At 72.9% G+C, this 26,345-nt stretch carries 27 protein-coding genes; 9 read left to right on the top strand and 18 right to left on the bottom strand.

Going from position 1 to position 26,345, the window contains the following annotated elements; genetic code table 11:
• Positions 1 to 15 precede the first annotated feature (15 nt).
• Positions 16 to 969: an aldo/keto reductase gene (locus LCG91_RS02500; RefSeq protein WP_224442369.1), complete on the top strand. Its 954-nt coding sequence runs from the start codon at positions 16 to 18 to the stop codon at positions 967 to 969.
• Between the two features lie 21 nt (positions 970 to 990).
• Here the strand turns inward: LCG91_RS02500 and LCG91_RS02495 are convergent, their stop codons facing one another.
• Both LCG91_RS02495 and pyrE read right to left on the bottom strand, forming a co-directional pair.
• Positions 991 to 3,432, bottom strand: coding sequence for a hypothetical protein (locus LCG91_RS02495; protein ID WP_224442368.1), 2,442 nt, complete (start codon positions 3,430 to 3,432; stop codon positions 991 to 993).
• Positions 3,429 to 3,980, bottom strand: a complete 552-nt coding sequence (pyrE, locus tag LCG91_RS02490) for an orotate phosphoribosyltransferase (RefSeq protein WP_058729844.1) — start codon at positions 3,978 to 3,980, stop codon at positions 3,429 to 3,431. Before pyrE ends, LCG91_RS02495 begins: the two co-directional genes overlap by 4 nt.
• Positions 3,981 to 4,056: 76 nt before the next feature.
• Between pyrE and LCG91_RS02485 the strand changes: the two genes are divergently transcribed.
• From LCG91_RS02485 to LCG91_RS02475, 3 genes are all read left to right on the top strand, one after another.
• Entirely contained in the window at positions 4,057 to 5,745 is a 1,689-nt protein-coding gene (locus tag LCG91_RS02485) for a hypothetical protein (protein ID WP_224442367.1), read from the top strand.
• A gap of 214 nt (positions 5,746 to 5,959) precedes the next feature.
• Positions 5,960 to 7,309, top strand: coding sequence for a M23 family metallopeptidase (locus tag LCG91_RS02480; protein ID WP_224442366.1), 1,350 nt, complete (start codon positions 5,960 to 5,962; stop codon positions 7,307 to 7,309).
• A 280-nt stretch (positions 7,310 to 7,589) separates the two neighbouring features.
• Positions 7,590 to 8,426, top strand: a complete 837-nt coding sequence (locus tag LCG91_RS02475; protein WP_058729612.1) for an exodeoxyribonuclease III — start codon at positions 7,590 to 7,592, stop codon at positions 8,424 to 8,426.
• 159 nt (positions 8,427 to 8,585) lie between these two features.
• On the opposite strand, the gene LCG91_RS02470 is transcribed toward LCG91_RS02475, so the two are convergent.
• The gene (locus LCG91_RS02470; protein ID WP_058749962.1) at positions 8,586 to 9,509 is read right to left on the bottom strand and encodes an AEC family transporter; all 924 of its coding nucleotides are present in this window, start codon (positions 9,507 to 9,509) and stop codon (positions 8,586 to 8,588) included.
• On the opposite strand from LCG91_RS02470, the gene LCG91_RS02465 reads away from it, so the two are divergent.
• From LCG91_RS02465 to LCG91_RS02450, 4 genes are all read left to right on the top strand, one after another.
• Positions 9,478 to 9,642 carry a hypothetical protein gene (locus tag LCG91_RS02465; RefSeq protein WP_224442365.1) on the top strand — a complete coding sequence of 55 codons (165 nt, stop codon included), beginning with the start codon at positions 9,478 to 9,480 and terminating at the stop codon, positions 9,640 to 9,642. The two genes, LCG91_RS02470 and LCG91_RS02465, sit on opposite strands and share 32 nt — an antisense overlap.
• Before the next feature lie 49 nt (positions 9,643 to 9,691).
• Positions 9,692 to 10,285 (top strand): nitroreductase family protein, encoded by a 594-nt coding sequence (locus LCG91_RS02460; RefSeq protein ID WP_058749961.1) that lies wholly within the window; start codon positions 9,692 to 9,694, stop codon positions 10,283 to 10,285.
• Positions 10,286 to 10,441: 156 nt separating this feature from the next.
• Positions 10,442 to 10,843 carry an acyl-CoA thioesterase gene (locus LCG91_RS02455; protein ID WP_058729640.1) on the top strand — a complete coding sequence of 134 codons (402 nt, stop codon included), beginning with the start codon at positions 10,442 to 10,444 and terminating at the stop codon, positions 10,841 to 10,843.
• A gap of 29 nt (positions 10,844 to 10,872) precedes the next feature.
• Positions 10,873 to 11,631: an HAD-IIB family hydrolase gene (locus LCG91_RS02450; RefSeq protein WP_058749960.1), complete on the top strand. Its 759-nt coding sequence runs from the start codon at positions 10,873 to 10,875 to the stop codon at positions 11,629 to 11,631.
• Positions 11,632 to 11,723: 92 nt separating this feature from the next.
• Here LCG91_RS02450 and LCG91_RS02445 read toward each other — a convergent pair whose 3' ends face one another.
• Positions 11,724 to 12,347: a phosphoribosylanthranilate isomerase gene (locus tag LCG91_RS02445; protein ID WP_058729615.1), complete on the bottom strand. Its 624-nt coding sequence runs from the start codon at positions 12,345 to 12,347 to the stop codon at positions 11,724 to 11,726.
• Between the two features lie 82 nt (positions 12,348 to 12,429).
• Positions 12,430 to 13,482, bottom strand: coding sequence for a serine/threonine-protein kinase (locus tag LCG91_RS02440; RefSeq protein ID WP_224442364.1), 1,053 nt, complete (start codon positions 13,480 to 13,482; stop codon positions 12,430 to 12,432).
• A gap of 201 nt (positions 13,483 to 13,683) precedes the next feature.
• Here LCG91_RS02440 and LCG91_RS02435 point away from each other — a divergent pair, with 201 nt between their 5' ends.
• The gene (locus tag LCG91_RS02435) at positions 13,684 to 13,887 is read left to right on the top strand and encodes a DUF2945 domain-containing protein (RefSeq protein ID WP_058729617.1); all 204 of its coding nucleotides are present in this window, start codon (positions 13,684 to 13,686) and stop codon (positions 13,885 to 13,887) included.
• 4 nt (positions 13,888 to 13,891) lie between these two features.
• Here LCG91_RS02435 and LCG91_RS02430 read toward each other — a convergent pair whose 3' ends face one another.
• From LCG91_RS02430 to LCG91_RS16395, 13 genes are all read right to left on the bottom strand, one after another.
• Positions 13,892 to 14,677, bottom strand: coding sequence for a DedA family protein (locus tag LCG91_RS02430; RefSeq protein WP_224442363.1), 786 nt, complete (start codon positions 14,675 to 14,677; stop codon positions 13,892 to 13,894).
• A gap of 305 nt (positions 14,678 to 14,982) precedes the next feature.
• The gene (locus tag LCG91_RS02425; protein ID WP_224442362.1) at positions 14,983 to 17,127 is read right to left on the bottom strand and encodes a fructose-specific PTS transporter subunit EIIC; all 2,145 of its coding nucleotides are present in this window, start codon (positions 17,125 to 17,127) and stop codon (positions 14,983 to 14,985) included.
• Between the two features lie 109 nt (positions 17,128 to 17,236).
• The gene (locus LCG91_RS02420; protein WP_224442361.1) at positions 17,237 to 18,238 is read right to left on the bottom strand and encodes a 1-phosphofructokinase family hexose kinase; all 1,002 of its coding nucleotides are present in this window, start codon (positions 18,236 to 18,238) and stop codon (positions 17,237 to 17,239) included.
• A complete protein-coding gene (locus LCG91_RS02415; RefSeq protein WP_224442360.1) occupies positions 18,235 to 19,023 on the bottom strand; it encodes a DeoR/GlpR family DNA-binding transcription regulator in 789 nt (262 codons plus the stop codon). The genes LCG91_RS02420 and LCG91_RS02415 overlap by 4 nt, the downstream gene beginning before the upstream one ends.
• Before the next feature lie 110 nt (positions 19,024 to 19,133).
• Positions 19,134 to 19,688: a DUF2231 domain-containing protein gene (locus LCG91_RS02410; protein ID WP_058749954.1), complete on the bottom strand. Its 555-nt coding sequence runs from the start codon at positions 19,686 to 19,688 to the stop codon at positions 19,134 to 19,136.
• A 121-nt stretch (positions 19,689 to 19,809) separates the two neighbouring features.
• Positions 19,810 to 20,997 carry an ABC transporter permease gene (locus tag LCG91_RS02405; protein ID WP_224442359.1) on the bottom strand — a complete coding sequence of 396 codons (1,188 nt, stop codon included), beginning with the start codon at positions 20,995 to 20,997 and terminating at the stop codon, positions 19,810 to 19,812.
• The gene (locus LCG91_RS02400) at positions 20,994 to 21,839 is read right to left on the bottom strand and encodes an ABC transporter ATP-binding protein (protein ID WP_082687604.1); all 846 of its coding nucleotides are present in this window, start codon (positions 21,837 to 21,839) and stop codon (positions 20,994 to 20,996) included. Before LCG91_RS02400 ends, LCG91_RS02405 begins: the two co-directional genes overlap by 4 nt.
• Before the next feature lie 2 nt (positions 21,840 to 21,841).
• The gene (locus LCG91_RS02395) at positions 21,842 to 22,918 is read right to left on the bottom strand and encodes a peptidoglycan-binding protein (protein WP_224442358.1); all 1,077 of its coding nucleotides are present in this window, start codon (positions 22,916 to 22,918) and stop codon (positions 21,842 to 21,844) included.
• Positions 22,919 to 22,953: 35 nt separating this feature from the next.
• Positions 22,954 to 23,457, bottom strand: a complete 504-nt coding sequence (locus LCG91_RS02390) for a hypothetical protein (RefSeq protein WP_224442357.1) — start codon at positions 23,455 to 23,457, stop codon at positions 22,954 to 22,956.
• 179 nt (positions 23,458 to 23,636) lie between these two features.
• Positions 23,637 to 24,143 carry a hypothetical protein gene (locus tag LCG91_RS02385; RefSeq protein ID WP_058749951.1) on the bottom strand — a complete coding sequence of 169 codons (507 nt, stop codon included), beginning with the start codon at positions 24,141 to 24,143 and terminating at the stop codon, positions 23,637 to 23,639.
• Between the two features lie 76 nt (positions 24,144 to 24,219).
• Positions 24,220 to 25,383 carry a sensor histidine kinase gene (locus tag LCG91_RS02380; RefSeq protein ID WP_224442356.1) on the bottom strand — a complete coding sequence of 388 codons (1,164 nt, stop codon included), beginning with the start codon at positions 25,381 to 25,383 and terminating at the stop codon, positions 24,220 to 24,222.
• Positions 25,380 to 26,033 (bottom strand): response regulator transcription factor, encoded by a 654-nt coding sequence (locus LCG91_RS02375; protein WP_224442355.1) that lies wholly within the window; start codon positions 26,031 to 26,033, stop codon positions 25,380 to 25,382. Before LCG91_RS02375 ends, LCG91_RS02380 begins: the two co-directional genes overlap by 4 nt.
• Positions 26,034 to 26,055: 22 nt before the next feature.
• On the bottom strand, positions 26,056 to 26,178 hold the full coding sequence (locus LCG91_RS16395; protein WP_263480171.1) for a hypothetical protein: 123 nt from the start codon (positions 26,176 to 26,178) through the stop codon (positions 26,056 to 26,058).
• Positions 26,179 to 26,345 lie beyond the last annotated feature (167 nt).

Here is a 26,345-nt window from a genome sequence, read left to right as displayed (position 1 = left end):
CCGGAAGGAATCCCCATGCCCCGCATCGGAACCAGCGACCTGCACGTGTTCCCCCTCGCCCTCGGCGGCAACGTCTTCGGCTGGACCGCCGACGAGCAGACCTCGCACCGGGTGCTCGACGCGTACACCGCGGCCGGCGGCGACTTCGTCGACACGGCGGACGTCTACTCGGCGTGGGCGCCGGGCAACGAGGGCGGTGAGTCCGAGCGGGTCATCGGCTCGTGGCTCCGCGCATCGGGCAAGCGTGACGACGTCGTGATCGCGACGAAGGTCTCGCAGCACCCGCAGTACAGCGGTCTGTCGGCGTCGAACGTCGCAGCAGCCGCCCGCGCGAGCCTCGAGCGGCTCGGCACCGACCGCATCGACCTGTACTACGCGCACTTCGACGACCAGGACACCCCGCTCGAGGAGACCGTGCGCGCGTTCGACCAGCTCGTGCAGGAGGGCCTGGTCCGGTACACCGCGATCTCGAACTACTCGCGCTCGCGTGCCGAGGAGTGGATCCGCATCGCGAAGGAGAACGGGCTGGCGCTACCGGTCGCGATCCAGCCGCACTACAACCTCGTCACCCGTGAGCCCTACGAGTCGGAGATCGCCCCGCTCGCGGCGTCCGAGGGTCTCGGGGTCGTGCCCTACTTCGCACTGGCGGCGGGCTTCCTGACCGGCAAGTACCGGACGAAGGACGACTTCGCCGGCAAGGACCGCGAAGGGCAGGTGTCGGGCTACTTCTCCGACGAGGGCCTGGCGGTCGTCGATGCCCTCGACACGATCGCGAAGGCGCACGGGGCCGAGATGGCCTCGGTCGCGCTGGCGTGGCTGCAGGCCCAGCCGGACGTCGTCGCGCCGATCGCGAGCGCACGGAACACCGAGCAGCTGCCGGCGCTGCTGGCGTCCGCCGACCTGGAGCTCAGCGCCGAGGAGCTCCGCAGCCTGGACGACGCGTCCGCGAAGGTCCCCGCCGCGTCCTGACCACTCGTCGCCCCGGGCGGGTCAGTCGCCGTCCGGGGCGAGCGAGCCCGTCAGCGGCTGGCCGGACGACCGCGTGGCGAAGCACGAGATGAAGGTGTTGCCGCGGTCCCACGTCTCCTGGTCCGGCGCGTACGACCCCTGCACCTGGACGTCGCCGTACGTCGCCGCCGCCGACGTGTCGATCGCCTGCGAGGTCTGGCACACCTGGGACGCCTGCGCCGCGAGGTCCTCCGGGCCGGGCCACGCCCCTGCCTCGACCTGGATCCGGGCGGTCAGCTGGGCCGCGTGCGCGGTCGAGCAGGCGACGACGGTGTAGGACTGCGCCCACGCATCGGTGAACGGCGACAGGCACTCGCCACCCGCGAGCTCGTTCCACGCGTGCTCGCCCGGTGCCGCCTGGGTCGTGGCGAACTGCAGGGGCTGGGCGGGTGCCGCGGCGGCTTCGGTGGACTGCTCCGCCGAGGGCTCATCCGACGGGGCCGCCGACGCCGCAGCGGACGTCGCCGTGGCGGCGGGAGCGCTCTCCTCGCTGATCGAGTTCCCGAGGATCCAGCGGGTGAGCCCGAAGACCGCCACGAGCAGCACCACGATGAGCACCACGGCGCCGATGACGAGCAGCTGCTTGCCGCGCTTCCCCTCGCCCGCGAGCCGGCCGAAGCCCTCGTTGATGAAGTTGTCCCGGCCGCCGCCGTCACCGGCGGACGGAGCACCCGCGGACGCGGCCCCGGACGGCGCATCGCGACCGGGGGTCCGGGCGGCGGCGGGAGCTGCCACCGCGGGCATCATGCGCGTGCCCGAGTCCTCGGGGTCGTAGCCGGTGTCGCCGAGCTGTCCGACGGCCTCGGTGCCGAACAGGTCCTTGATGACGCTCGTGTCGCTCGTCTCGCGGCCGTCCCACTCGGCCTGGTCGAGGTCGTCCGGAGCCGCGGCGCGCAGGCGCTCGACCGGCCGGTCGTCGCGGCCGTCGCGGCCGTCACCGTGCGCATCGTGGCGCTGGTCGTCGTCGGCGCCGGTCAGCCCACGGAGGTCCTGGCCCACCGACGGCGGCAGGTGCGCCGGGTACGCCGCAGCGGTGTCCGACGATGCCGGTTCGACCAGCGGCGGGGCGGCCGTCGGGGGCACCGTGGCGTCGGGTTCCGCCCACCACGGGGTGGCGGTCGCGGCGACCGGCGCCGGGAGGCCCGGGTCGGCGCCGCCCTGCTCGTCGTGACGGTCGTCGTCGGGCGCGGTGGGCAGCGCCGTCGTGCGGGCGGCGTCGTCGTCCTCCCGACCGTCGTCGTCGTCGCGCCGCTCGGCCTCGTGGTCGCGCTGCCCGACCGGGACGGCCGGCAGCGCCGTCGTCCGCGCGTCACCGTCGACGTCGTCGTCTTCCTCCGAGGCCTCGACCGCAGCCGCGCCACCAGCGGGAGCCGGGTCCTGGCCCGGAGCCGGCACCGGCTCGGACGCGGGCACCGGCCCGGACGTGGGCACCGGCGCCGCGAGCAGCCCGCTCGGCAGTCCGCCGGCCGGGGTGTCGACCTCGCCCGACACGACGTCGTCGTCCGCCTCGTCCGCGAGCGACCACGACCCGGCGCCGAACGCCGTCGTGTCGAACCGGTCGGTCGTCAGCGTCGTCGGGACCTCGCCGGTCTCGTCGTCCCGGATCGCCCAGTCGAACGGACGCTCGGTCGCACCGGTCGACGCGGCGTCCTCCGCTCCCTGCAGGCGCAGCAGCTCGGTGAAGCTCGGCGGCTCGTTCGTCGGCGCGGCCGGTGTCGGCGGCAGGACGTTCCCGACCCCGAGGGGCTGCGCGACGGGACCGGTCGGCGTCGGCGCGGGAGCCGGAGGCTGCGAGCCGGTGGCGCGACCGAGCCAGTCGACGTCGCTGCGCCCCTGGCCGAACGGGTCCGCGCGCCGACGTTCCTCGTCGACGGCCCGGTTCCCGGCCGCACGCTCGTCACGGTGCTGCACCGCCGAAGGCAGCGAGATCGCGGACGGGTGCGCGACGGTGCTCGCCGGCGGCACCGGCGCCGCCGGCGGGATCCGCTCGCCCAGCGTCGCGCGCTCGTGCTCGACCGTCGCCTGTGGGTTCTCCGACGGCTCGCGGAGCTCCTCGTCCATCCGGATCGCCTGCGTCGCTCCGGCGTCCTCGTCCGGCTCCGACCGGACCACGCCCGCCGGCTGCGACGGCGCACCGGCCGTCGGCTCGGACGACTCGGGCAGCGACGCACCGGCCGTCGGCTCGAACGGCTCGGGCAGCGGCGCACCGGTCTCGCGCGCGGCCCGCTCGGCCTCGCGCCGTTCGCGGCGCGACGGCCACTCGTCGGCCGCACGCGGCGCACCGAAGATGTCGGCGGCACTGCGGAGACCGCGGAACGGAGCGTCCGTGGCGGACGCGCGCTGAGCCTCCCGGTCGTCCGCCCCGTCTGTCGGGCCGGACGTACCGTCGGGATCGCGCGCGTCGTCCGGACGCTCCCCGGTCACGCGCTCAGCCCCAGGTCGGCCAGCCCGATCGCCGCGAAGTAGGGGTAGCCGGCCGCTTCGATGCGCTCCTTCGCGCCGGTGTCGCGGTCGACGACGACGGCCACGGCGGCGATGATCGCGCCCTCGCGCTCGAGCGCCTCGGCGGCCTTGAGCGGCGAGCCGCCCGTGGTGGAGGTGTCCTCGAGCACGACGACGCGCTTGCCGCGGACGTCGGGTCCCTCGACCTGACGGCCCCGGCCGTGGTCCTTGGGCTCCTTGCGCACGACGAACGCGTCGTAGGCGAGCCCGCGCGCCGCGGCCTGGTGCAGCACGGCGCTGGCGATCGGGTCGGCGCCCATCGTGAGGCCTCCCACAGCGTCGACGTCGGGCACCTGCTGCAGCAGGTCCGTCATGACCTGCCCGATCAGCGGAGCGACCCGGTGGTCGAGGCTCACCTTGCGCAGGTCGATGTAGTACGACGCCTGCTTGCCGCTGGTGAGCGTGAAGTCGCCGTGGAACACCGCGTCTGCGGAGATGTGCTGGATCAGCTGGTCGCGCGTGTCGGTCACAGCCCACAAGGGTAGTCGCTCGGCCCCGGAACGCCATCGCCAGGCGGCGTCACGGCTCGCTCGGTACGCTCCGCTCATGTCCCCCGTCGCGCCCGGCCCCTCCGGCCGCGCCGCGGCACCGGAGCCGGTCGCGATCGCCTCCCCCGGTCCGCCGTCGCGCCGCCGGTGGGCAGCCGTCGGCCGGGAGGCACTGGGCGCCGCCGTCGCGCTCGCCCTGTCCGTCATCGCCCTCGGCCACGTCATGGCGACCGACCGCGTCGCCCTGCTCTGGTACGACGGCGACTCCGTCCTGCTGCCGCTCGTCGAGCGCTCACTCCGCCTCGGGCAGCCGTTCGAGTGGGCGATGTCGCCGGCACTGTTCTTCTTCCCGGAGCTGCCCGTCTACCTGCTCTGCTCCCTCGTCACGGCGACCCCGCAGCAGGCCCTGGCGCTCAACGGCGTGCTCGTCCTGCTCGCCGTGTACGCGCTGGTGCGGGCGGCGGCGAACGAGCTCATGCCCGCCGCACGCCGGTCCGCACGGATCACGGTGTCCGCGCTGGCGCTCGGCTTCGTGACCGCGATCGTGTTGACGGAGTACACGGCGACGGCGACGTCGCTGGAGCTCGGTTCCCTGCTGCTGACGACGACGTACTACTACGGCGCACTGCTCGCGATGCTCGGGACCGCGGTCCTGGTGCTCCGTGCGGTGCGGACCGGTCGGGCCTCGGTGACCGTCCTCGTCGTGACGGGGCTCGTCGCGGCGTGCACCACGGCCTCGAACCCGCTCTACGTGCCGTGGTCGGCGGGGCCGGTCGTCGTGACCCTCGTGCTGCTCTCGGTCGCCCGCCGCATCCCGTGGCGACCGACGGTGTGGATGTCGGGCGTCCTCGTCGCGGGATCGGTCGTCGGGTACCTGCTCCGGATCCCGCTCGCGCCGTTCGTGTCGCTCGACCCGTCGACGTACGTGCACCCGGAGCAGGCCGGTCGGACGCTGGCGTTCTTCGCGGCCCTGACCGACGACCGCGCGGGATCGGCCCGCGGCGACGCCGAGCTGCTGCTGCTCTTCGCCGGCGTGGTGCTCGCGGTCGGCGGGACCGTGTGGGCCTGGCGGGTCCGGACCGCGCGGACCGTGCTCGTCGCGACGGTGCTCCCGCTGGTGACGGTGGTGGCGGTGTCCGTCGGGGTCGTGGTCGCCGGGTCGCAGACGCCGCGGTACCTCGAGCCGATCGTGACGGTGCCGCTCCTGGCGCTCGTCGCCGTCGCGGAGCTCGTGCGCTCCGCCGTCCGCCGGACCCGGGTGCACCGCCCGCGGCGCGGCGTGCAGCTCGCGGTGGCGGTCGCGGCAGCGGTGGTCCTGGTCGGCGGCGTGACCGTGGCCCCGGGCACGGTCGGTGCGGTCGCGGCGGCCCGGTACGCGCCGTCGTCGTGCCTGGACCGCTGGGCGGACGGGCGGCAGGTCACCGGCGTCGGGCAGTTCTGGACGGTCCGGCCCCTGGCGGCGTACGCGTCGGACGACGTCGAGCTCCTGCAGGTCCGGGACGACTTCCAGACCTACCCGTGGCTCGTCGACCTCGGTGCCTACCGCGACGCGGAACCGACGTTCGTGGTCATCGGCGCGAACGACGTCTGGACCACCGCGGTCGAGGACTCCCTCGGCGCCCCGGCCAGCATCACGCACTGCACCGGCTTCGACGTCTACGACTACGCGGGCACCGTCGGCGCGTCCGTCCTGCAGCGCGACGTGGTGGGCAGCGCGGACGCGATCCGCCGTGAGCGGGGCTTCTGAGGGTCGGTCGCGGTTCACCGGGGCGCCGCCGGTGCGGTCGCCGCTCGCGGGAGCGCCGCCGGTGCGGTCGCCGCTCGCGGGAGCGCTGCCGGCACGGACACGAGGTTCCGGGCTCCTGCGGCGGTGTCGCGGGGGACGCGATGCCGTCGGGAGTTCTCCACAGGCGGCGCGGCGGCGTGTCGCGTCGGCTGTACGGATGTATAGGCTCGACCCCGTGACTCGCTCCACCAGCCACCGCCTCCCGCGTCCTGCCCTCCGTCTCCGCATCGCCGCCACCGGCCTGGCCCTCGCCGGCCTGCTCGCGACGGTGCTCGTCGACGCGCCGAGCGCGAGCGCTGCGAAGTACCCCTCGTGGGACGAGGTGCTCGCGGCCCGGGGCCAGGAGTCCGCGAAGCAGGAGCAGATCACGCAGATCCGCGGCATCATCTCCGGGCTGTCGGACCAGGTCCAGGCTGCCGAGGCCGAGGCGAAGCGCCTCGGTGACGAGTTCTTCGCGGCGCAGGGCAAGGCGCAGGACGCGGCGGAGACCGAGCAGAAGCTCCGTGCCGAAGCCGACGAGCACGCCCAGATCGCCGAGCAGAGCGCCTCGCAGGCGGGGCAGTTCGCGGCGCAGATGGCGCGTCACGGCGGTGCGGACGTCACGGCGTCGGTGCTGGCCGAGGGCGAGGGAGCCCGCGACCTGCTGTACGACCTCGGTGCGCTGAGCAAGCTGTCCGAGCAGGCCGAACGGGTCGAGGCTGCGGCGAGCGCCGACGCCTCGGTCGCCCGGTCGCTCACCGCGCAGGCCGACCGCGCGTCGAAGGCGCTCGAGGAGCGCGCTGCCGAGGCCGAGCGGACGATGCAGGCAGCACAAGCCGCCGCCGACAAGGTCCAGGCCGCGTACGACGAGCAGCAGGAGAACAAGGCGCGGCTCGACGCCCAGCTCGCGACGCTGACCTCGGGCCGTGTCCGCACCGAGGCCGAGTTCGCCGAGGGTGAGAAGGTCCGCAAGGCGGAGGAGGAGAAGGCCCGGCAGGAGGCCGAGGCGGCACGGCAGCGCGAGATCCAGCGGCAGGCCGCGGCCGCCGCAGCTGCGGGCAGCGGTGGTGGTGGCGGCGGTGCGCCTGCTCCGGCAGCTGGCGGCGGCGGTGGCGGCGGGGTCGGTTCCGGCTCCGGCACCGGCTGGGTGCGCCCCGGCGGCGGTTACGTCATCAGCCCGTACGGGTACCGCGTGCACCCGATCACCGGTCGTGTCACGAAGCACGACGGCCTCGACCTGACGAGCGGCTGCTCGACGGCGATCGTCGCGGCCTCGGCGGGCACGGTCGAGTACGTCGGCTGGTACGGCGGGTACGGCAACTACGTCCGGATCAACCACGGCGGCGGTGTCGCGACGGCGTACGGGCACATCGTGAACGGCGGCTTCCGCGTCACCAAGGGCCAGCGGGTCTCGGCCGGGCAGCTCATCGCCCTGGTCGGCTCGACGGGAAACTCGACCGGGTGCCACCTGCACTACGAGGTCCACATCAACGGCGCGACGACCGACCCGGCGCCGTTCATGGCGGCACGAGGCGTCCGCTTCTAGTCCGGAGCGCTGGCGGCGGACGGCGCACGCGACAGGCGGCGGGCTGCGCACGGTCCGCCTCGCGGGTCGACATCGCACAGCACTCCAGACGTCGCACAGCGCTTCCGACGTCGCACGCGTCGATCGACGCGTGCGATGTCGCATCCTCGGCACGGCACGGCTCCGCTCGGCACAGCTCGGCTCGGCTCGGCTCCGCTCGGCACAGCTCGGCTGGGCGCGGCGCCGGCGCCGGCGCCGTCGCGCGAGCAGCGTGCCAGCCGCCACCGGTAGGTTCGATCCCATGCGCGTGGCGACCTGGAACGTGAACTCCGTCCGCACCCGAGTGGGCCGGATCGTGGACTGGCTGGTGCGCGAGGACGTCGACGTCCTCGGCATGCAGGAGATCAAGTGCAAGCCGGAGCAGTTCCCGGTCGAGGCGTTCGAGGCGGCCGGCTACCAGGTCGAGGCGCACGGCCTGAACCAGTGGAACGGCGTCGCCTTCGCCAGTCGCCTGCCGATGGAGGACGTCACCCGCGACTTCCCGGGCCAGCCCGGGTTCCTCAAGGGGCACGAGGGCCCCGACCTGCCGGTCGAGGCGCGGGCGATGGGCGTCACGGTCGACGGTGTCCGGCTCTGGAGCCTCTACGTCCCGAACGGCCGCGAGCTCGGCGACCCGCACTACACGTACAAGCTCGACTGGCTCGCGCAGCTGGCCGACCGCACGGCCGAGTGGCTCGACGCCGAGCCGGACACCCCGCTCGCGCTGATGGGTGACTGGAACGTCGCACCGCTCGACCAGGACGTGTGGGACGTCCGGGTGTTCGAGGGTGCCACGCACGTCAGCGAGCCGGAGCGCGCGGCGTTCCGGGAGTTCGAGGCACGCGGACTGCAGGACGTCGTCCGTCCCCTGGTGCCCGAGGGCTACACGTACTGGGACTACAAGTCGCTCCGCTTCCCCCGCAACGAGGGCATGCGCATCGACTTCGTCCTCGGCTCGCAGGCGTTCGCAGACGTCACCGTCGGCGCGACGATCCACCGCGACGAGCGGAAGGGCGACGCCCCGAGCGACCACGTCCCCGTGTCGGTCGACCTCGACCTGGAGACCTCGCTCGACGACGACCGCCCGATGATCTTCTGACGCCGCCGCCCCGAACGGGCACGACATGCCGCGCGTCGGTCATCGGCCGGGCGCGATCGGTCGCCCGGAGCCGTCGAGCGTGACAGATCTGGCCCGCTCGGCAGCGCCGGCGGGCGGCCCGCTCGGCAGCCCCGGCGTCGACCGCCGCTTCCGGCGGCGCTACGGGTGCAGGAGCGCGGCGATGACGACCAAGACGGGCACGGCGCCGATCGTCGAGACCAGCACGACGTCGCGCGCGACCGGGACGGCGGCCTGGTAGCGCTGCGCGTAGTTGAACACGTTCTGCGCCGCCGGCAGCGCACCGAGGGTGGTGAGGACGAAGACGTCCTGGTCGCCGAGCCCGAAGACGAAGCGCGCGACGACGAACGCCACGGCGGGCATCACGAGCAGCTTCAGCGCCGAGGCGACGAGCACGTCCGGCCGCGTCGCGCGGTCGCGCAGCGGTGTCGCCCCGTGCAGGCTCATGCCGAAGGACAGCAGCACGACCGGCACCGCCGCGGCACCGACGAGCGAGAACGGTTCGAGCACGGGCGCCGGGATCTCGAGCCGCAGCGCGGAGCACACGAGCCCGGCGAGCGAGGCGATGATGATCGGGTTCCGGAAGGGTCCGGCGACACGGGAGCGCCACCCACCTCCCCCGGCGGTGGCCGCGTCGAGGACGGTCAGGGCGAGCGGGGCGAGGACCACGAGCTGCAGCAGGATGACCGGTACGACCGCGGTGGCCTGGCCGAGGACGTAGACCGCGACCGGCAGGCCGATGTTGTTCGCGTTGACGTAGCCGGAGGCCAGTGCCCCGACCGTGGTCGTCGCGACCGACCGCCGGAGCACCAGGCGGAACAGCACGACGGCGACGAGTGCGACCGTGACGGCGCTGACGAGCGACACCCAGAGCATCGGGGACAGCAGCGTCTCGATGTGCGCCGTGGCGATGGTGTGGAAGAGCAGGCACGGCATGAGCACGAAGAACGCGAGCCGGCTCATCACGAACTGCGCGTGCGGGCCGAGCAGGCGGACGCGACCGACCACGTACCCGGCGGCGATGATCGCGCCGATGATCGCGAACCCCGTCAACACGCCACCCATCACGACCATCCTCGCAGCCCGGAGCCCAGCACGGCGACCAGCACGGCAACACGTGCAGCCGAGCAGCCGAGCAGCCGAGCAGCACGAGCAGCACGAGCAGCACGAGCAGCACGAGCAGGACGCCCGCATGTGACGTTACTCAGCCGGGAAATGCGTACGCATCGACTACCGTTGCAGCCACCATGACCTCGACGCCCGACACGCTCACCCGTTCGACCGACTCCAGCCAGCCGCTCGTGCCGCTGCTCGAGGAGCGCTGGAGCCCGCGCTCCTACGACGACACCGCGACCATGACCGACGCCCAGCTCGACGCCGTCCTCGAGGCCGCTCGTTGGGCCTCGTCGGCGATGAACCACCAGCCGCGCCGCTTCGTCGCCGGCCGCCGGGGCACCGACACCTTCGCGAAGATCAACGACAACCTGCTCGGCTTCAACGCCGCCTGGGCCTTCCGCGCCAGCGCCCTGGTGGTCGGGATCCTCGAGACCACGACCGAGGACGGCGAGGCGCGCCCGTTCGCGCAGTACGACCTCGGTCAGTCCCTCACCGCGCTGACCGTCCAGGCGCACGCCGAGGGCCTCCACGTGCACCAGATGGCCGGGATCGACGCCGACGGCCTGCGCGCGGCGTTCGACCTGCCCGAGCGCTTCGTGCCGTACACCGTGACCGCGATCGGCACGGTCGCGGACCCGTCGCAGCTCGACGAGAAGGCCGCCGAGCGCGAGGTCGCCCCGCGCACCCGCCTGCCCCTCGACGAGGTCGTCCTCGTCAAGGAGTAGCCGACACCCGCGCAAGCACACGACGGCCGGACCCCCACGGGCCCGGCCGTCGTAGCATGTACGGACATGGATCAGCACCAGCAGCACCAGCCAGACCAGCCCCACCCTGACCAGCAGCACCCGGACCAGCCGCACCTCGACGTCGCGACGCCCGAGATGAACTTCTACACGCGCAAGTGGGTCCGCCCCGAGGACCTCAACGCGAACGGCACGCTGTTCGGCGGCAGCCTGCTCCGTTGGATCGACGAAGAAGCAGCCGTCTACGCGATCATCCAGCTCGGCAACGGCAAGGTCGTCACCAAGTACATGTCCGAGATCGTCTTCGTGTCCTCCGCGCGCGAGGGCGACATCGTCGAGATCGGCCTGGTCGCGACCCGGTTCGGCCGGACCTCGCTCACGATGCGCGCAGAGGCCCGCAACCTCTTCACCCACCGCAGCATCCTGACCATCGACGAGGTCGTCTTCGTGAACCTCGACGAGGACGGCAACCCCGCGCCGCACGGCTACACCGACATCACGTACGCCCGCGACCGCGTCCCCGCCGCCCACCGCGCCTGACGCAGGTCCCAGCTGACAGAATCGGGGGCATGACCACGCCCCGCCTCGTCGCCTTCGACCTCGACGACACCCTCGCGCCGTCGAAGTCCCCGCTCGACCCGCGCATGCTCGAGACGTTCGCGTCCCTGCTCGCCACCGTGCCCGTCGCGGTCATCTCGGGCGGCAACTTCCAGCAGTTCGAGCAGCAGCTCGTGCTCCCGCTCCGCGAGCGCGAGGGCCTCGTCCTCGACGACCTGCACCTGCTGCCGACCTGCGGCACGGCGTACTACCGCTGGTCGGGGTCTGACTGGGCCCTGCAGTACGCCGAGGACCTGACCGACGACGAGAAGGCCCGCGCCCTCGCGGCGGTCGAGGCGCAGGCGAAGGCCGCCGGCTACTGGGAGTCGGAGACCTGGGGCGAGATCCTCGAGGACCGCGGGTCGCAGATCACGTTCTCGGCCCTCGGCCAGTCCGCCCCGGTGGACGTCAAGAAGCGCTGGGACCCGACCGGTGAGAAGAAGGACGACCTGCGCCGCCGGGTGCAGGCGGAGCTGCCCGACCTCGAGGTCCGTTCCGGCGGCTCGACGAGCGTCGACATCACCCGGAAGGGCATCGACAAGGCGTACGGCATGCGGCGCCTCGCCGAGCTGACCGGCATCGCGCTCGACGACATGCTGTTCGTCGGCGACCGCCTCGACCCCGAGGGCAACGACTACCCGGTGAAGGCGCTCGGCGTCCCCTGCCACGCGGTGGAGGGCTGGGAGGACACGGACGCGTTCCTCACGGAGCTCATCCCCACCCTGCGCTGACGCGCCCACGAACGGACGGAAGGCCCGTGGCGGATCCGCCACGGGCCTCCCGTCCGTCGTGTGGTGACGTCGCGCCCGTCACGGCACGTCCGTCAGGGGATGCTGCGGACCGCCTCGACGAAGGAGCGGATCTTCGCGGCGTCCTTGACGCCGCGCGCCGACTCGACACCGCTGGAGACGTCGACACCGTCCGGGTCGAGCGCCTGCACGGCGGCGACGACGTTGGCGGGCGTCAGACCGCCGGCCAGGATCCAGGCCTCGTCCACCCGACCGGCCAGCGTCGCCGGGTCGACGAGGGTGCCACTGCCGGGTACCGCGGCGTCGAGCAGCAGCAGGTCGTGGTCGAAGGCGGCGCGCTGTTCAGCGGTCTCGCGCAGGTAGTCGGCGGCGGCGACGGCGCGGATGGTGAAGAACCCGGCGTCACGGGCACGGGCGAAGTCACTGACGGACTCGCGGCCGTGCAGCTGCAGGGTGGTGAGCCCGACCTCGGAGGCGATGCCGACCACCTCGTCGATCTGCTGGTCGCGGAAGACCCCGACGGCGTCGATGCCCTCGGGCACCCGTTCGACGAGCTCCTTCGCGAGGTCCGCCGTCACCGTGCGGGGGCTGCCGGCGGCGAAGACGAACCCGACCGCGTCGGCACCGGCATCCACGGCGGCGTCCACGGTCTCCGGCGTCGAGAGCCCGCAGATCTTGATCCATCGCTGGTCGGTCATGCCCCCATCCTGCCAGGGACCGTCGTCCGGCGACGCCGTGTCGCGCACCGGCGGACGGCGCTGCAGCGACGCGTGAGCCCGGTCAGTGCAGGGTGCCCGCGACGTACGCGGCGGCACACGCGGCGAGCACACCGAACGTGGCGAACGAGCCGACGAGCACGTTGCGACGCTGCCAGCGACGGACCGCCGTGAAGGTCCCGCGCTTGGCGTGCTTGTGCGCCGCACGGTGCAGCTTGTGGTCGCGCTTGTGCTTCGTGCGCTCCGGCCCGAGCGGGACCGGACCGGTGATCTGCGTCGACCCACCGCGCAGCGCGTTCGCGACCGCGACGGCCGTCGGACGCTTCGCCGGGTCGCGGTGCGTCATCTTGGCGAGCAGGTCCCTCCACTCGGCACCGACCTCCGCGGGGACCTGAGGGTCGTTCCGGAGCCGTGCGAGGGCCGCCTCGATCAGGGTGCCGGAGTACTCCTGCTTGCCGGTGAGCGACTCGAGCAGCACCAGGCCGAGCGAGTACACGTCGGTGGCGAAGCCGATCGCCTCACCCGCGACCTGCTCGGGGCTGAGGTAGGCCGCGGTGCCGATGATCGTGCCGTCGTTCGTCAGGCGGGAGCCGTCGACGAAGTGCGCGACGCCGAAGTCGGTGAGCTTGACCGAGCGGGCGAAGCCCGATGCACCCTCGTCGTTGATCAGGATGTTCGCGGGCTTGACGTCGCGGTGCACGATGCCACGTGAGTGCACGTACGCCAGGGCGTCGGCGAGCTGTGCGCCGAGGTCGGCGACCTCGTAGTTGTGCAGCGCCCCGCCCGCGAGCCGCCGGAGCAGCGTCGTGTCGGCGATGAGCTCCATCACGATGAAGCGGTGCGGGCCGTCCTCGAACTCGTGGGTCCCGGCGTCGTAGAGCGGCACGAGTCCCGGGTGCGAGAGCATGCTGAGCAGGCGGATCTCGCGCTCCTGGCGGACGCGGTCGGCGGTCGTCATCGCGTCCGGCGTCGCGAACAGCTTCACGGCGACGAGCCGGTAGGTGTGCTCGTCGCGGGCCTCGTACACGGAGCCCATGCCACCGGTACCGATGAGCCGGACGAGCCGGTAGCGGCCGGAGAGGACCGTGTCGGCTCGTGCGCTGTCGACCAGGGTCATGCTGCACGTCGTTCCGTCTGGAGCCGTCGGGGACCGCGGCACACGCCGGCGAACTGACTCACGATCAACGGTACGCGTCCCACCTCGATCCCGCAGGGGCGTTACGACATCGTGATGGGGGACAGATGCCCGTGGATCCGCGGATCTGCGGGGGTAGCGTCCGGGGTCACGCAACCGTACTGACTACGCAAGGAGGACATCGTGGCACTGTCGAAGGGCGACGAGGTGCACTGGAACACCTCGCAGGGCAAGACGACCGGCAAGCTCGTCGAGAAGAAGACGAAGGACTTCACGTTCGACGGTCAGGACTTCAAGCCGACGGACGACGACCCGTACTGGATCATCGAGTCCGAGAAGTCCGGCAACAAGGCCGCCCACAAGGAGTCGGCCCTCACGAAGAAGTGACCCGTCAGTCGTTCGCGGACGTCGCACGACGGCGTCCGCGGACGGCACCGGTCGACTCCGTGTCCTGCGCCACCGCGCGCTGCTCCGACCGCTCGGCGCGGACACGGCGGATGCGCCGGACCACGAAGGTGACGACCACGACTGCGATCGCGACGTAGAGCACCCGGTCGATCCACTCGGTGTACTGCTCGACCTTGTCGTACTGCGTGCCGAACGCGGCACCGAGCAGCACGAGCGCGCTGTTCCAGATGCCGCTCGCGACGATCGTGAAGACCGAGAACGGCACCAGGTGCATCCGGTCCGCACCGGCCGGCAGCGAGATCAGGCTGCGCACGATCGGCACGAAGCGGCCGAAGAAGACCGCGCTCTTGCCGTGCCGGTGGAACCACGCGGCTGCCTTGCGGAAGTCGTCCTCGTCGACGAGCGGCAGCCGCCCCAGCAGCCGCACGGTCCGCTCGAACCCGATGACGGCGCCGAGCCAGTAGAGCACGAGCGCGCCGAGGTACGACCCGAGCGTCGCCAGCACCAGCACGAGCACGAGGTTCATCTGCCCGGCCCCGGCCAGGAAGCCCGCGAGCGGCAGGATGACCTCGGACGGGATCGGCGGGAACACCGTCTCGACGAAGAGCATCAGTGCGACGCCCCACTCCCCCAGCGCGTCGATGAGCTGCAGCACGAAGCCCGACAGGCCGCCGAGGTCCTCGGTGCCCTCCGGGCGGGAACCCGCGGCGGAGGCGGTCGCACTCGCGGGCAGGGACGGGATCGGCGGCGGCGTGAGGGCGGTCGTCATCCCCCGAGTGTCCCTGAGTGTCCTGACAGATCGCGGTGCACCCGCCTCCACCAGACGCCGGCGTCGGGCCGAGACGCCCCGTCGCGCCGGATGCTCGCACCGCTCTGAGACGCCGGCGTCGGGCCGAGACGCCGGCGTCGGCCCCGGACGCCTCGACCCGGCCGAGACGCCCCCCACATCCTGCGGCGTCTCACGACGCGACATCCCGGCCACGGCCCCGGCGCGGCGCGGCCCGACACGCCGACGGACGGGAGGCCCGGTGCCGTCTGGCACCGGGCCTCCCGTCCGTCGTGTGGTGACGACCGCTACACGGCGGCCGGCGCGCGCTGGCCGACCGTCTCGCCGGCCACCGCTGCCTGCTCGGCGGCGACGGACTCGGCGGCGGGCGACTTGCGCACCCACTTCTTCAGGCCGACCAGGACCAGCGCCGAGACGACGGTGCCGGCCAGGATCGCGACGATGAACATCACGATGTCCCCGATGGCGAAGAAGACGAAGATGCCGCCGTGCGGTGCACGCGAGGTCACACCGGCCGCCATCGAGATCGCGCCCGTGACCGCAGCACCGACCATCGAGGCGGGGATGACGCGCAGCGGGTCGGCTGCCGCGAACGGGATCGCGCCCTCGGAGATGAACGACGCACCGAGCAGCCAGGCGGCCTTGCCGTTCTCGCGCTCCGGCTTCGTGAAGCCCTTGCGGTAGAGGACCGTCGACGCGAGCGCCAGGGCGAGCGGCGGGACCATGCCGGCGGCCATCACGGCGGCCATGATCTCGAACGGCACGACGTTCGTCGCGGTGCCGGCACCGAGCCCGGCGACGGCGAACGAGTACGCGACCTTGTTGACCGGGCCACCGAGGTCGAACGCCATCATCAGGCCGAGGATGACACCGAGCAGGATCGCCGAGGCGCCGTTGAGCGAGTTCAGCCAGTTGGTGAGCTGCGTCATGAGCCAGGCGATCGGACCGCCGAGCACGAGGAGCATGAGGCCCGAGGCGATGATCGACGCGAAGAGCGGGATGATCACGACCGGCATGAGGCCGCGGAGCCAGCGCCAGGTCGGGATGCGGCCGATCCAGTACGCGGCGGCACCGGCGATGAGACCACCGACGAGCCCGCCGAGGAAGCCGGCGTTCATGAAGACGGCGATCGACCCGGCGACGAAGCCCGGTGCGATGCCCGGACGGTCGGCGATCGCGTAGGCGATGTACCCGGCGAGGGCTGCGACGAGGAACCCGAGGGACACCCCGCCGATCTGGAACGCGGCGGCACCGAGGTAGTAGCCGAGGCCCTCCGGCGGCAGGTTGAGCAGCGTGTAGTTCGTCAGCGTGTACACGGCGTTGTTCTGCCCGGAGTCGCCGTGCGGGAGCGCGATGGCGTAGCCGGAGAGCAGGAAGCCGAGGGCGATGAGGAGACCGCCGCCCGCGACGAACGGGATCATGTAGCTGACGCCGGTGAGGAGCCAGCGCTTGAGCGCCTGGCCGAAGTGCTCGTCGGGCTTCGTCGTCTCGGACGCACTGGCCGCGCCGCCCTGCACGCGTGCGGCGTGCGGGTCGTCGGCGGCGCGGATCGCCTCGGCGATCATCGCGTCGGGCTCGTCGACGCCGCGCTTGACCGGGCCGGAGACCAGCGGCTTGCCGGCGAAGCGGCCGCGGTCGCGGACGTCCACGTCGACGGCGAAGACGACGGCGTCGGCTCGGGCGATCAGGGCGGGGTCGAGCGGCTCGACCTGCGAGGAGCCCTGCGTCTCGACGTGCATCTCGGCACCGGCGCGCTCAGCGGCGGCGACGAGGGCGTCGGCGGCCATGTAGGTGTGTGCGATGCCGGTCGGGCAGGCGGTGACGCCGACGATGACCTTGCGTGCACCGGCGCTGCCGGGGGCGGCACCGGCTCCGGCAGCGGTCGCGGCGGCAGCACCGGTCGCGCCGGCCGTCGTGGTCGGACGGGAGGCACTGCTCGCGGTCCCGACACCGGCTGCGGCGACCTCGCCGCCCACCTCGCGCTGCACCAGGTCGACGACCTCCTGCGGGGTCGAGGCGGCGCGGAGCGCGGCGGTGAAGTCGTCGCGGATGAGTGCCCGGGCCAGGGTCGACAGCACCGTGAGGTGGTCCTTGTCGGCACCCTCGGGCACGGCGATCATGAAGACGACGTCGGCGTCGCCGTCCGGGGCACCGAACGGCACCTTCCGCGCCAGGCGCGAGAACGCCAGGGTCGGGCTCGACACCGAGGCCGAGCGGGCGTGCGGGATCGCGATGCCGCCGGGCACACCGGTGCCGACGCTCGCCTCGCGCTTGATGGCGTCCTCGGCCAGGGTGGCGCCGTCGGCCGCGCGGCCGGTGGCGGCGACGCGGTCGGCGAGCACGCGGATGACGTCGGACGACGTCGCGCCGAGGTCCTCGTCGAGGCCGACGAGCTCTGCGCTGATGAGGCGCTGCGTCGTGTCTGCGGACATGGGGGTTGCTCCTTTGCAGTGGCGCCGTGGCGCGGGCAGTGCTGGTTCCAGGGGGTACGGCGGGGTGGTGCTGCGGGGTGGTGCTGCTGGGTGGTGCTGCTGGGCCGGGTCAGGCGACCGGTGCGGGGACCTGCGTCGTGTGCAGGGTCCGGACGGTCACGCTGCCGGGGTCGGTGTGGTCGAGGGCGGGGACGTCGCTGCCGGGCAGCGCCGCTGCGGCGGCTCCGGTGGCGACGGCCTGGGCGAGACGCTCGGGTGCGGAGGCCCCGGCGACCTCGGCGAGCAGGTAGCCCGCGAGGGACGAGTCACCGGCACCGACCGTCGACCGCGCGACGATCCGGGGGGCGGCGGCGACGTGGCTGCCCTCGCCGGAGACGAGCACGGCGCCCGCGCTGCCCAGGGTGAGCAGGACGGTGTCGACGTGCTTCTCGCGCAGACGGTGGGCGGCGGCGACGGCGGCCTCGGGGTCGCGCTCGTACTCCTCCGGGTCGCCGCCGACGACCTCGGCGAGCTCCTCGGCGTTCGGCTTGACCAGGTCGATCCGCTCGCCGGACTGCAGCAGCGCGGTGAACGGCAGGCCGGACGAGTCGACGGCGATGCGGACGGCATCCCCGTGCCTGTCGCGGACGGCGCGGACGAGCACGGCGAGCGCGTCGTCGGGCAGCCCGGGCGGCAGGGACCCGGCGAGGACGACCCAGCTGGCGGCCGGTCCGGTCGGGGTGGGGCCCGCCGCGTCGGCGACGAGGGCGGCGAGGTCGTCGAGTCGACCCGCGAGCGACGGCCCCGGCTCGTTGAGCTTCGTCGTCGTGCCGGTCGGCTCGGTGACGGTGACGTTCGACCGCAGCGGAGCGCCGATCGGCAGCGCGACGGTCGGGATGCCCCGGGTCGCCAGGCCGAGCAGGACGGGGTCGAGCTCGTCGCCGGGCAGCACGGCGAGGGTGTCCCCACCGCTCGCGACCACGACCCGCGAGACGTTGACGCCCTTGCCGCCGGGCTCGGCCGTGGTGCGGACGGCCCGCTGCACGGCGCCGCGCTGGAGTTCGCCGCCGAGCTCGATCGTGCGGTCGAGGGACGGGTTGGGCGTCACGGTGACGATGCGGGTGCTGTTCATGCGACCACGACCTCCACGTCGGCGTCGGTGAGCGCACCGGCGAGGTCGGCCGGCGGCTCCTGGTCGGTGACGAGGGTGTCGACCTCGTCGAGTCGGGCGAAGCGCATGAGCGCCTCGACCCCGTGCTTGGCGGCGTCGGCGAGCACCACGCTGCGGCGGGCCGCGAGCACGTAGGCGCCCTTCACGGCGGCCTCGTACTCGTCGGGCGTGCTCAGGCCGAAGCCCGCGGACAGGCCGTTCGTGCCGACGAAGGCGATGTCGGGGCGGAGGGCGCCGATCTGCTGCACGGTGGCCGTGCCGACCGCGGCGCTCGTGACCCCGCGCACCCGGCCGCCGAGCAGGTGCAGCTCGACGTGCTCGCTGTGCTGCAGGGTGGCGGCGATCGGCACCGAGTTCGTGACGACGGTCAGGGTCGCGCCCGGGGTCGCCGGCTCCCAGCGGACGAGCTCGGCGGCGACGGCGGCGCAGGTGGTGCCGGCGTCGAGGGCGATCGAGCCGGTGAAGGTCGCGGGCACCAGGTGCATCGCGGCGCGGGCGATCGCGGTCTTCGCGGAGCCGTGCTGCCCCTCGCGCTCGGCGACGCTCAGCTCGACGACGCTCGAACGGCCCGCGGGGACGGCTCCCCCGTGCACGCGGCGCAGGACTCCGGCGGTCTCGAGGGCGTCGAGGTCGCGGCGGACGGTCTCGGTGGTGACGTCGAGGTGCTCGGCGAGGTCGGCGACGGACACCCGCCCGGTCGACTGCAGCGCGGCGGCGATGGCATCCTGCCGCTCCGTTGCGTACATGCCCGAACTCCTTCGTTCCCGTTGGTTTCAGGAACTGTACGTCCGAAAGTCACACGAACGCAACCGTTCTGTCGTGAAACCAACACGAACGAAGGACGAGCGGGACGATCTCAGTCGTCGAACGGCACCCGGTCGCTCGATCCGACGCCCGCGCGCTGCCGGTACGACAGGTGCCCGCCGAGGTACCCGCCGACGCTCACGACGGTGAGCCCGACGAAGCCGAGGGCCTTGCCCGCGGCCGTGTTGCCCTTCCGGCGCTGCCACCACGACAGCCCGAAGAACGTGATGCCGACCCAGTTGACGGCCTGGTGCACCCACCCGGTGCGACGCTGCTCGAGCGAGAGCTCGGCCCAGTCCACGTACCCCGCGGTGGACGCCGCCGTCGCCGACACCAGACCGACGCCGGTCAGGGTCGTCGCGGCCCGGGCGTTGCCCTTCCCGCCGATCGTGTCGAGGACCGCGGCGGAGATCCACGCGCCGAGCGGCACCTGGACCATGAGCGGGTGCAGCGGGTGGCCGAACGGTACGCCGTGCAGCAGTTGCCGCAGGGCGCGTGGCTTCGCGACCGCGCGGACGACACGCGTGTCGACGTCGACGGCCTTGTCGAGGACGCTCGCGCGCTCGATGGAATCGGTGAGGCGACGCAGGATCGGCAGCTCTGGCATGCCCTGGACGGTAGGCCGGGAGGCCCGGTGCCGGTTCCAGGGACCGGCACCGGGCCTCCCGGCGGTGCGTCTGGTGGACCGACCGCCCCTGTCGGGCGGCGGCGGTCCGGACCCGCTCGCCTCAGACGGAGGCGAGCGCGGAGGTCGGTGGGATGCGTGCCGCGCGTGCCGCCGGGTAGATCCCGGAGACCCCACCGATCACGACGGTCGCGCCGAGGCCGCCGGCGACCGCCCAGAGCGGGACCGCGAGCGGAGCGCCGTTCGCGGCCGCGAAGGCGGCGGTCACCCCCACGCCGATCACCACCCCGGCGACACCGCCGAGGAACGACAGCAGCAGCGACTCCACCAGGAACTGGTCGCGGATGTTGCGACGACGGGCACCGAGCGCCCGTCGGACACCCACCTCGGCCCGCCGCTCGAGGACGGTGATCACCATGGTGTTCGCGACGCCGATGCCGCCGACCAGCAACGCCACACCGCCGATCCCGACGAGGAGCCCGGTGAAGGAGTCGTCCGTCGCGTTCTTCGCGGCGAGCGCGTCCGACGGGTTCGTCACGCCGACGTCCCTCGGGGCGTCCGGTCGGATCGCCCGGGCGAGGACGTCGCGGCTCGCATCGACCCGCTCGGGGTCAACGCGCGTGTACACGGCTGTCGGGTGGCCGTCGAAGCCGAGCTGCGCAGCGAGCCCGAGCGGGACGAAGACCTGGTTGTCGAGATCGGGCGCCAGTGCCATCGGTGCGAGCACCCCGACCACCTGCACCCAGCGCCCGCCCGTCCACACGCGGCTGTCCGGCTCGACGGGGCCGATCCCCAGCGCCTCGGCGGCCTGCGAGCCGATGACGACCTGGTCCACGGCGCCGGGACGGGTGTCGATCCACCGACCAGAGGCGACGTGCCCGCCCAGCACCGCGGGGACGTCCCCCCAGGCTGCCATCGTGCCGATGCCCTTCGTCTCCAGTGGTGGGACGAACGGGTTCCGGTAGACGGGACTCTTCTTCACGGTGCCGACACCCGCTGCCGCTGACACCACGTCCTGACGCAGCGCCGATTCGACCGCCGTCTCCGGCAGCGGCGGTGTCTGGGCGAGCCCCTGGGTCTTCGTCGCGGTCAGGACGTTCGTGCCCAGTGCATCGAGCACCTGGTCGAGCTTCGCCTTGCTCGTCGACGAGATGCCGACGACGGCGATCATCGCGGCGATGCCGATCGCGATGCCGAGCGCCGACAGCACGACCCGGGTCGGCCGGGTGCGGAGGCCGAACAGCCCGAGCCGGAGCAGGTCGCCGGCGCGCACAGCGTTCCGGCGGCTCACTGCGCGACCTCTGCGTCGACGTCGGACAGGTCGGTCCCGAAGGCACCGATCAGGCCGGTGCCGGCGCGGCGGATGGTGTCCGCGAGCGTCCGCGCGTCGAGCGCACCGGAACCGTCGCGGGAGTCCTCCTGCACCAGCCCGTCGCGCATCCTGACCTGCCGCGGCATCGCCGCTGCGAGCTCGAGGTCGTGCGTGATCACGAGGACGGTCGTGCCACCCCGGTGCAGTTCGTCGAGCAACTCGAGGATCGCTGCTCCCGAGGCGGTGTCGAGGGCGCCGGTCGGCTCGTCGGCGAGCAGGATCGTCGGGTCACCGACGATCGCACGCGCGATGGCGACGCGCTGCTTCTCGCCGCCCGACAGCTCGTTCGGTCGGTGGTCCACGCGGTGTCCGAGACCCACCCGTTCGAGCGCTGCGACTGCTCGACGCTGTCGGTCCGGTCGCGCGACGCCCGTGTACAGGAGGCCGTCGGCGACGTTCTCGGCCGCGGTCGCGCCGGCTTGCAGGTGGAAGTGCTGGAAGACGAACCCGATGTGGTCGGCGCGCAGTTCCGACAGCGCGTCGTCGGTCATCGTGCTGACGTCCTGTCCGGCGACGACCAGTGTCCCGGACGTGGGTCGGTCGAGCGTGCCGATGATGTTCAGCATCGTCGACTTGCCGGAGCCGGACGGGCCGACCACCGCGACCAGCTCTCCGGCGTCGACCGTGATCGTCACACCGCGCAGGGCTCCGACGTCGCCGTACGTCTTCACCACGTCGCGCAGCACGAGGACGGACTCGTCGGACGAGGTCGGTGCAGCGGGTCCGACCGGAGCGACGCACGAGTCGCGGGAAGCGCGCATGCTCACGACGGCACCACGACCTGGTCGCCCTCACGCAGGGCACCGGTCACGGCGATCCGCCCGTCGGCGACGAAGCCGACGTCGACCGGCACCCGATCGGTGGTCCCGCCTCGGACGACGTCGACGGCGTACTCGTCCTGGCCAGCAGCCACGATCGCAGCGACCGGCACCGACAGGACGTCGCGCTCGGTCCGGCCGACCGTGTCGACCTGTGCGGTCGCTGCTGCCGGCAGCTCCCGGTCGCCGGACTCGAGCGCGATCGTCGCCGACACCTTCGGCGCTCCGCCCTCGGTGTCCTCGACCGGCGCGCTGTCGATCACCTTCCCGGGGAAGGGATCACCGGTGCCGTTGACCCGGACGTCCACGGCGGTGCCGACGGCGAACCGGTCGGCGTCCTGCTGTCCCACGGTCACGACGACGACCCGCCGCGTGCTGGTCACCCGCAGGACGTCCCCCTCCGCCGGCAGTCCGAGCTGCCCCTCGACGGAGGCGATGCGGACGTCGCCGTCGACGAAGACCACGTCGTCGACACCGATCGTGCCCGTGACCTCACGGTGCCGGTCGCGCTGCCACTGCCGGACGGCCGCGAGCGTCCGCCGGCCGAACACGTCGTCCTCCACCACGCCGTAGCCGAGGGCGGCGAGGTTGTGGTTGAGCTGCGCGACGTCCTGGCCGCGGTCCCCGGACTCGAGCGTGCGCCAGAGCGGGACGGCGCCGTGCATCGCGAGCACCGGCCGCTCGTCGACGGCGTAGAGCGGTTCGTCGCGGTGGACGACCTGGCCGGGCTTCGGCAGCCAGGTGACGGTACCCGCAGCCGCACCGGGGATGCCGACGGGGGCGCCGTAGCCGAGCGTGCCCGCGTAGGTCCACGTCTCGGTCAGGTCTCCGCGGGTGACGGGCGAGGTGTGCCGGCCCGTGGTCGCCTGGTCGGTCGCCGAGGCGGACGCCGCGGTCGGGCCGCTGGCGAGCAGCGCCCAGGATGCGCCGGCGGCTCCGAGCACGGCGACCAGGCAGACGGCGGCGACGACGGTGCGGCGACCCGCTCGGCGGGAGTGCACTCGTGGTGTGGAGGAGGTCATGGTGTCCTTCGCGGTTCGGTCTGTCGGTCTGCGGATCAGTTCGCGCTGCGGGTGTCGGGAGCGAACTCCTGCATGCAGGCCTGCACCGCCGAGTCGAACCGCGGTTCCTGGGCGCGGGCGTAGTTCCCGAAGTCGAGCGACCCTTCCTGCTGCTCAGGGAAGTCCGGGTAGCCGTTCTCGCGGATGCACGACGCCACCGCGTCGTACTGCCGCGCCCACTCCTGCTTCTGGGCGTCGTCCGCCCCGTGGACACCGAGCTGCTCACGGCAGGTGTCGGACCGCTTGCCGAAGGCCTCCTCGTCGACGCCCGAGGGCATCGAGAAGGCGCCCGAGGTGATCTGTTCGTCGGATGCGTCCTGCACCTCGAAGCCGCCCTCGCGCATGCAGGCAGCCCAGCGGGCTCCGACCCCCTCTGCCGCCGCGGTGGTGTGGTCGGCGGTCGGATCGGACGGGGAACAGGCCGTGAGGCCGAGCGGGAGGACCGCGATCAGGGCGATCGCGGTCAGGAGGGACTTCGTGCGGATGGTCGTCTCGGTCATGCACCCAGGGAACGACACGGGGTGTTTCGACGAGCGGTCGGGCATCGTTGCACCGACGAAACGAGACGAGCCCCGGCCGCCAGGGCCCGGCGGACCGGCGGACCTGCGGGAGAGCACGGCAGGACGCACACGACGACGCCTCCGTCAGCTGTCCGAGGGAGGCGTCGTCGCTCCTGCGGTCACTCGCCGCCGGTCGTCCCCGGTTCGGCACCCGCGGCCTCCGCGCAGTCCGCCCAGACGCGGTCGTACGCGGCCGAGTCGGCCGGCTCGAACGCCGCCTGGGCCTCGGGGTCGTCCGGGAAGTCCGGGAAGCCCGCGTCGCGCACACACCGGACGAACCCGGGCCCGAGGTCGAGGGGCTCCGCCGACTCCTCCGCCGCTCCGGCCCCGTCGTGGGCTGCGGCGCTCGTGGCGTCGCACGCGTCGGAGGCCCGCGCGAATGCTTCGGGATCGGCGCCGTCCGGGATCGCCAACCGACCCGCCACCAGGTCGTCGTCGGACACGTCGAACCCCGCATCGCGCAGACAGGCGCCGTACGCCAGCGCGCGCTGTGCTGCGCTGTCGGCGGACGGACTGCTCGTGGAGGACCCGTCCGGTGCCGACGAGCACGCGGAGAGGGTGCAGCCGGCGAGGAGGGCCAGGGCGACGGGCGCGAGGACACGGAACGGGACGGTTCGCTGGTTCATGCGACCAGCGCAGCGCAGGTGGCGTTTCGGCATCGCGTGCTCGACGGAGACACCGACGAAACAAGGGCCCGGTTAGCTAATCGGTCATCCGGACCCTGACGACGAGCCCACCCTCGGCTCTGGTGACGACCGCCAGTGTCCATCCGTGAGCACGGGTGATCGCGGTCACGATGCTGAGTCCGAGACCACTGTGCCGCCCCGGAGCCGCTCCTCGCCCGCGGCGGAACGGTTCCAGCAGGTGTGCGACCTCGTCCGGGTCGACGGGCGGACCGGAGTTCTCCACCTCGAGTCCGTCGTCGCGGACGCGGACGACGACCGCACCGCCGGTCTGGTTGTACTCGATCGCGTTGTCCACGAGGTTGGTGAGGAGCTGCCGGGTCAGGACGGGCTCCGCCGTCACCGCGACGAGCCCGGACGTCGTGTCGATCGTCTCGGTCAGCCGCACCGTGCACCGCTGCGCGTGGTCCTCGGCGTGCAGCACCACCTCGTGCACCAGTGCGGCGAGGTCGATGCGCTCGGTCCGCCCGTCGAGACCACGGTCCGCCTCTGCCAGGACGAGCAGGCTCTCGACGAGGTGCTCCGAGCGCCGGTTCTGCTCGAGCAGCTCCTCACGCACGCACACCAGCTCCGCCGGGCCCGCCCCGTCGTGCAGTCCGACCTGGAGCGCCGTGCGCTGCACGGCGAGGGGCGTCCGGAGCTCGTGCGACGCCTGCGCCACGAAGCGCCGCTGACTCTCGAACGCCGTCTCGAGGCGGTCCAGCAGGTCGTCGATGCTCCGAGCGAGGCGTCGGAGTTCGTCGTCCGGCCCGTCGAGACCGATGCGTTCGTGCAGGGTCGACGCGGACAGGCGTTCGGCGGCGGCGGCGATCCGGTCCACCGGGAGCAGGACCCGTCGGCTGACGAACCAGCCGACGAGCCCGGCCAGGACGCCGGCTGCGACGACACCGGCGGCGGCCCAATGCCACTGGGTCTGAGCGGCCACCCGGACGACCGCGGCCGCGGAACCCTCGAGCGACCTTGACGCCCCCGACGGCTCCGACCCCGGTCTGGGCTCGGGTCCGCCTGCATCGCCGAACCCCGCCGCGTCCGAGCGCTGGAGTGCCACCGCCGGTCCGTAGGCACCGGACAGCGTCAGCGTCGATCCCCACGTGACGAGGAGCACCACGGCGGCGGTCAGCACCATCGAGGCGACCGCGAACGTCAGGGTCGTCCGCGCCCGGATGGACCAGGGTCGGGTCACAGCGCGTAGCCCTTGCCCGGCACCGTGCGGATCGGGTCCGGAGCGCCGAGCTTCTTGCGGAGCTTCGACATCGTCACCCGGACGGCTGCGGTGAACGGGTCGATGTTCATGTCCCAGACCTTCTCGAGCAGCTCCTCGGCGGAGACGATCCGCCCGTCCGCGCGGAGCAGCACCTCGAGCACCCCGAGCTCCTTCGTGGTCAGGTCGAGCGGGCGACCGTCCCGCGTGGCGATGCGGCGGTTCGAGTCGAGGAGCAGGCCGCTCCGCTCGAGCACCGGCGCGACGGCGGCGGTGCTGCGTCGACCGAGCGCACGGACCCGGGCGACGAGCTCGGGGAACTCGAACGGCTTCGGCAGGTAGTCGTCGGCGCCGAGCTCGAGCCCGTGGACGCGGTCCGTCAGGGCAGTCGCAGCGGTCAGCATGAGGATCCGCGTGCACCCCGACCGGGTGGTCTGCCGCCGGGCGACCTCGTCCCCGTGCATGCCGGGGAGGTCGCGGTCGAGCACGACGACGTCGTAGTCGTTCACGGCGAGCAGCTCGTCGGCGTGGTCCCCGCGGTACGCCACGTCGACGGCCATGTCCTGCCGCGTGAGTCCACGAGCGATCAGGTCGGCCAGGGCTGTCTCGTCGTCTACCACCAGTACGCGCACGAGTACATGACACATGACATTTCTAGGCATCGGCTGGGTGTACGTCCACGGTGCCGCGACGCTCGTCCAGGTGGACGACGAAGGCGCGGCTCTGCGGGCCGGGGACGACGATGAGGGGAACGGTGTCGATCGAGAGCGTGTCCATGCGGCGAGCCTGTCGGTCCGCCTGTTTCCAGGGCGTTACTCGGACCGCGACGACGACGGAAGGGACGCGACGGCCTGGAGGCCCGGTGCGGATCTCGTGGACCGGCACCGGGCCTCCAGGCCGTCACCGCTGTGCGGTCGGTCCCGTCACGACCGGACCGACCGTCC

The sequence above is a fragment of the Curtobacterium sp. TXMA1 genome, from assembly GCF_020162095.1.
In the GTDB taxonomy this organism is placed as follows: Bacteria; Actinomycetota; Actinomycetes; order Actinomycetales; family Microbacteriaceae; genus Curtobacterium.
The sequence above is the reverse complement of the archived record's forward strand: the minus strand, read 5'-3'. Positions and strand labels throughout refer to the sequence as shown.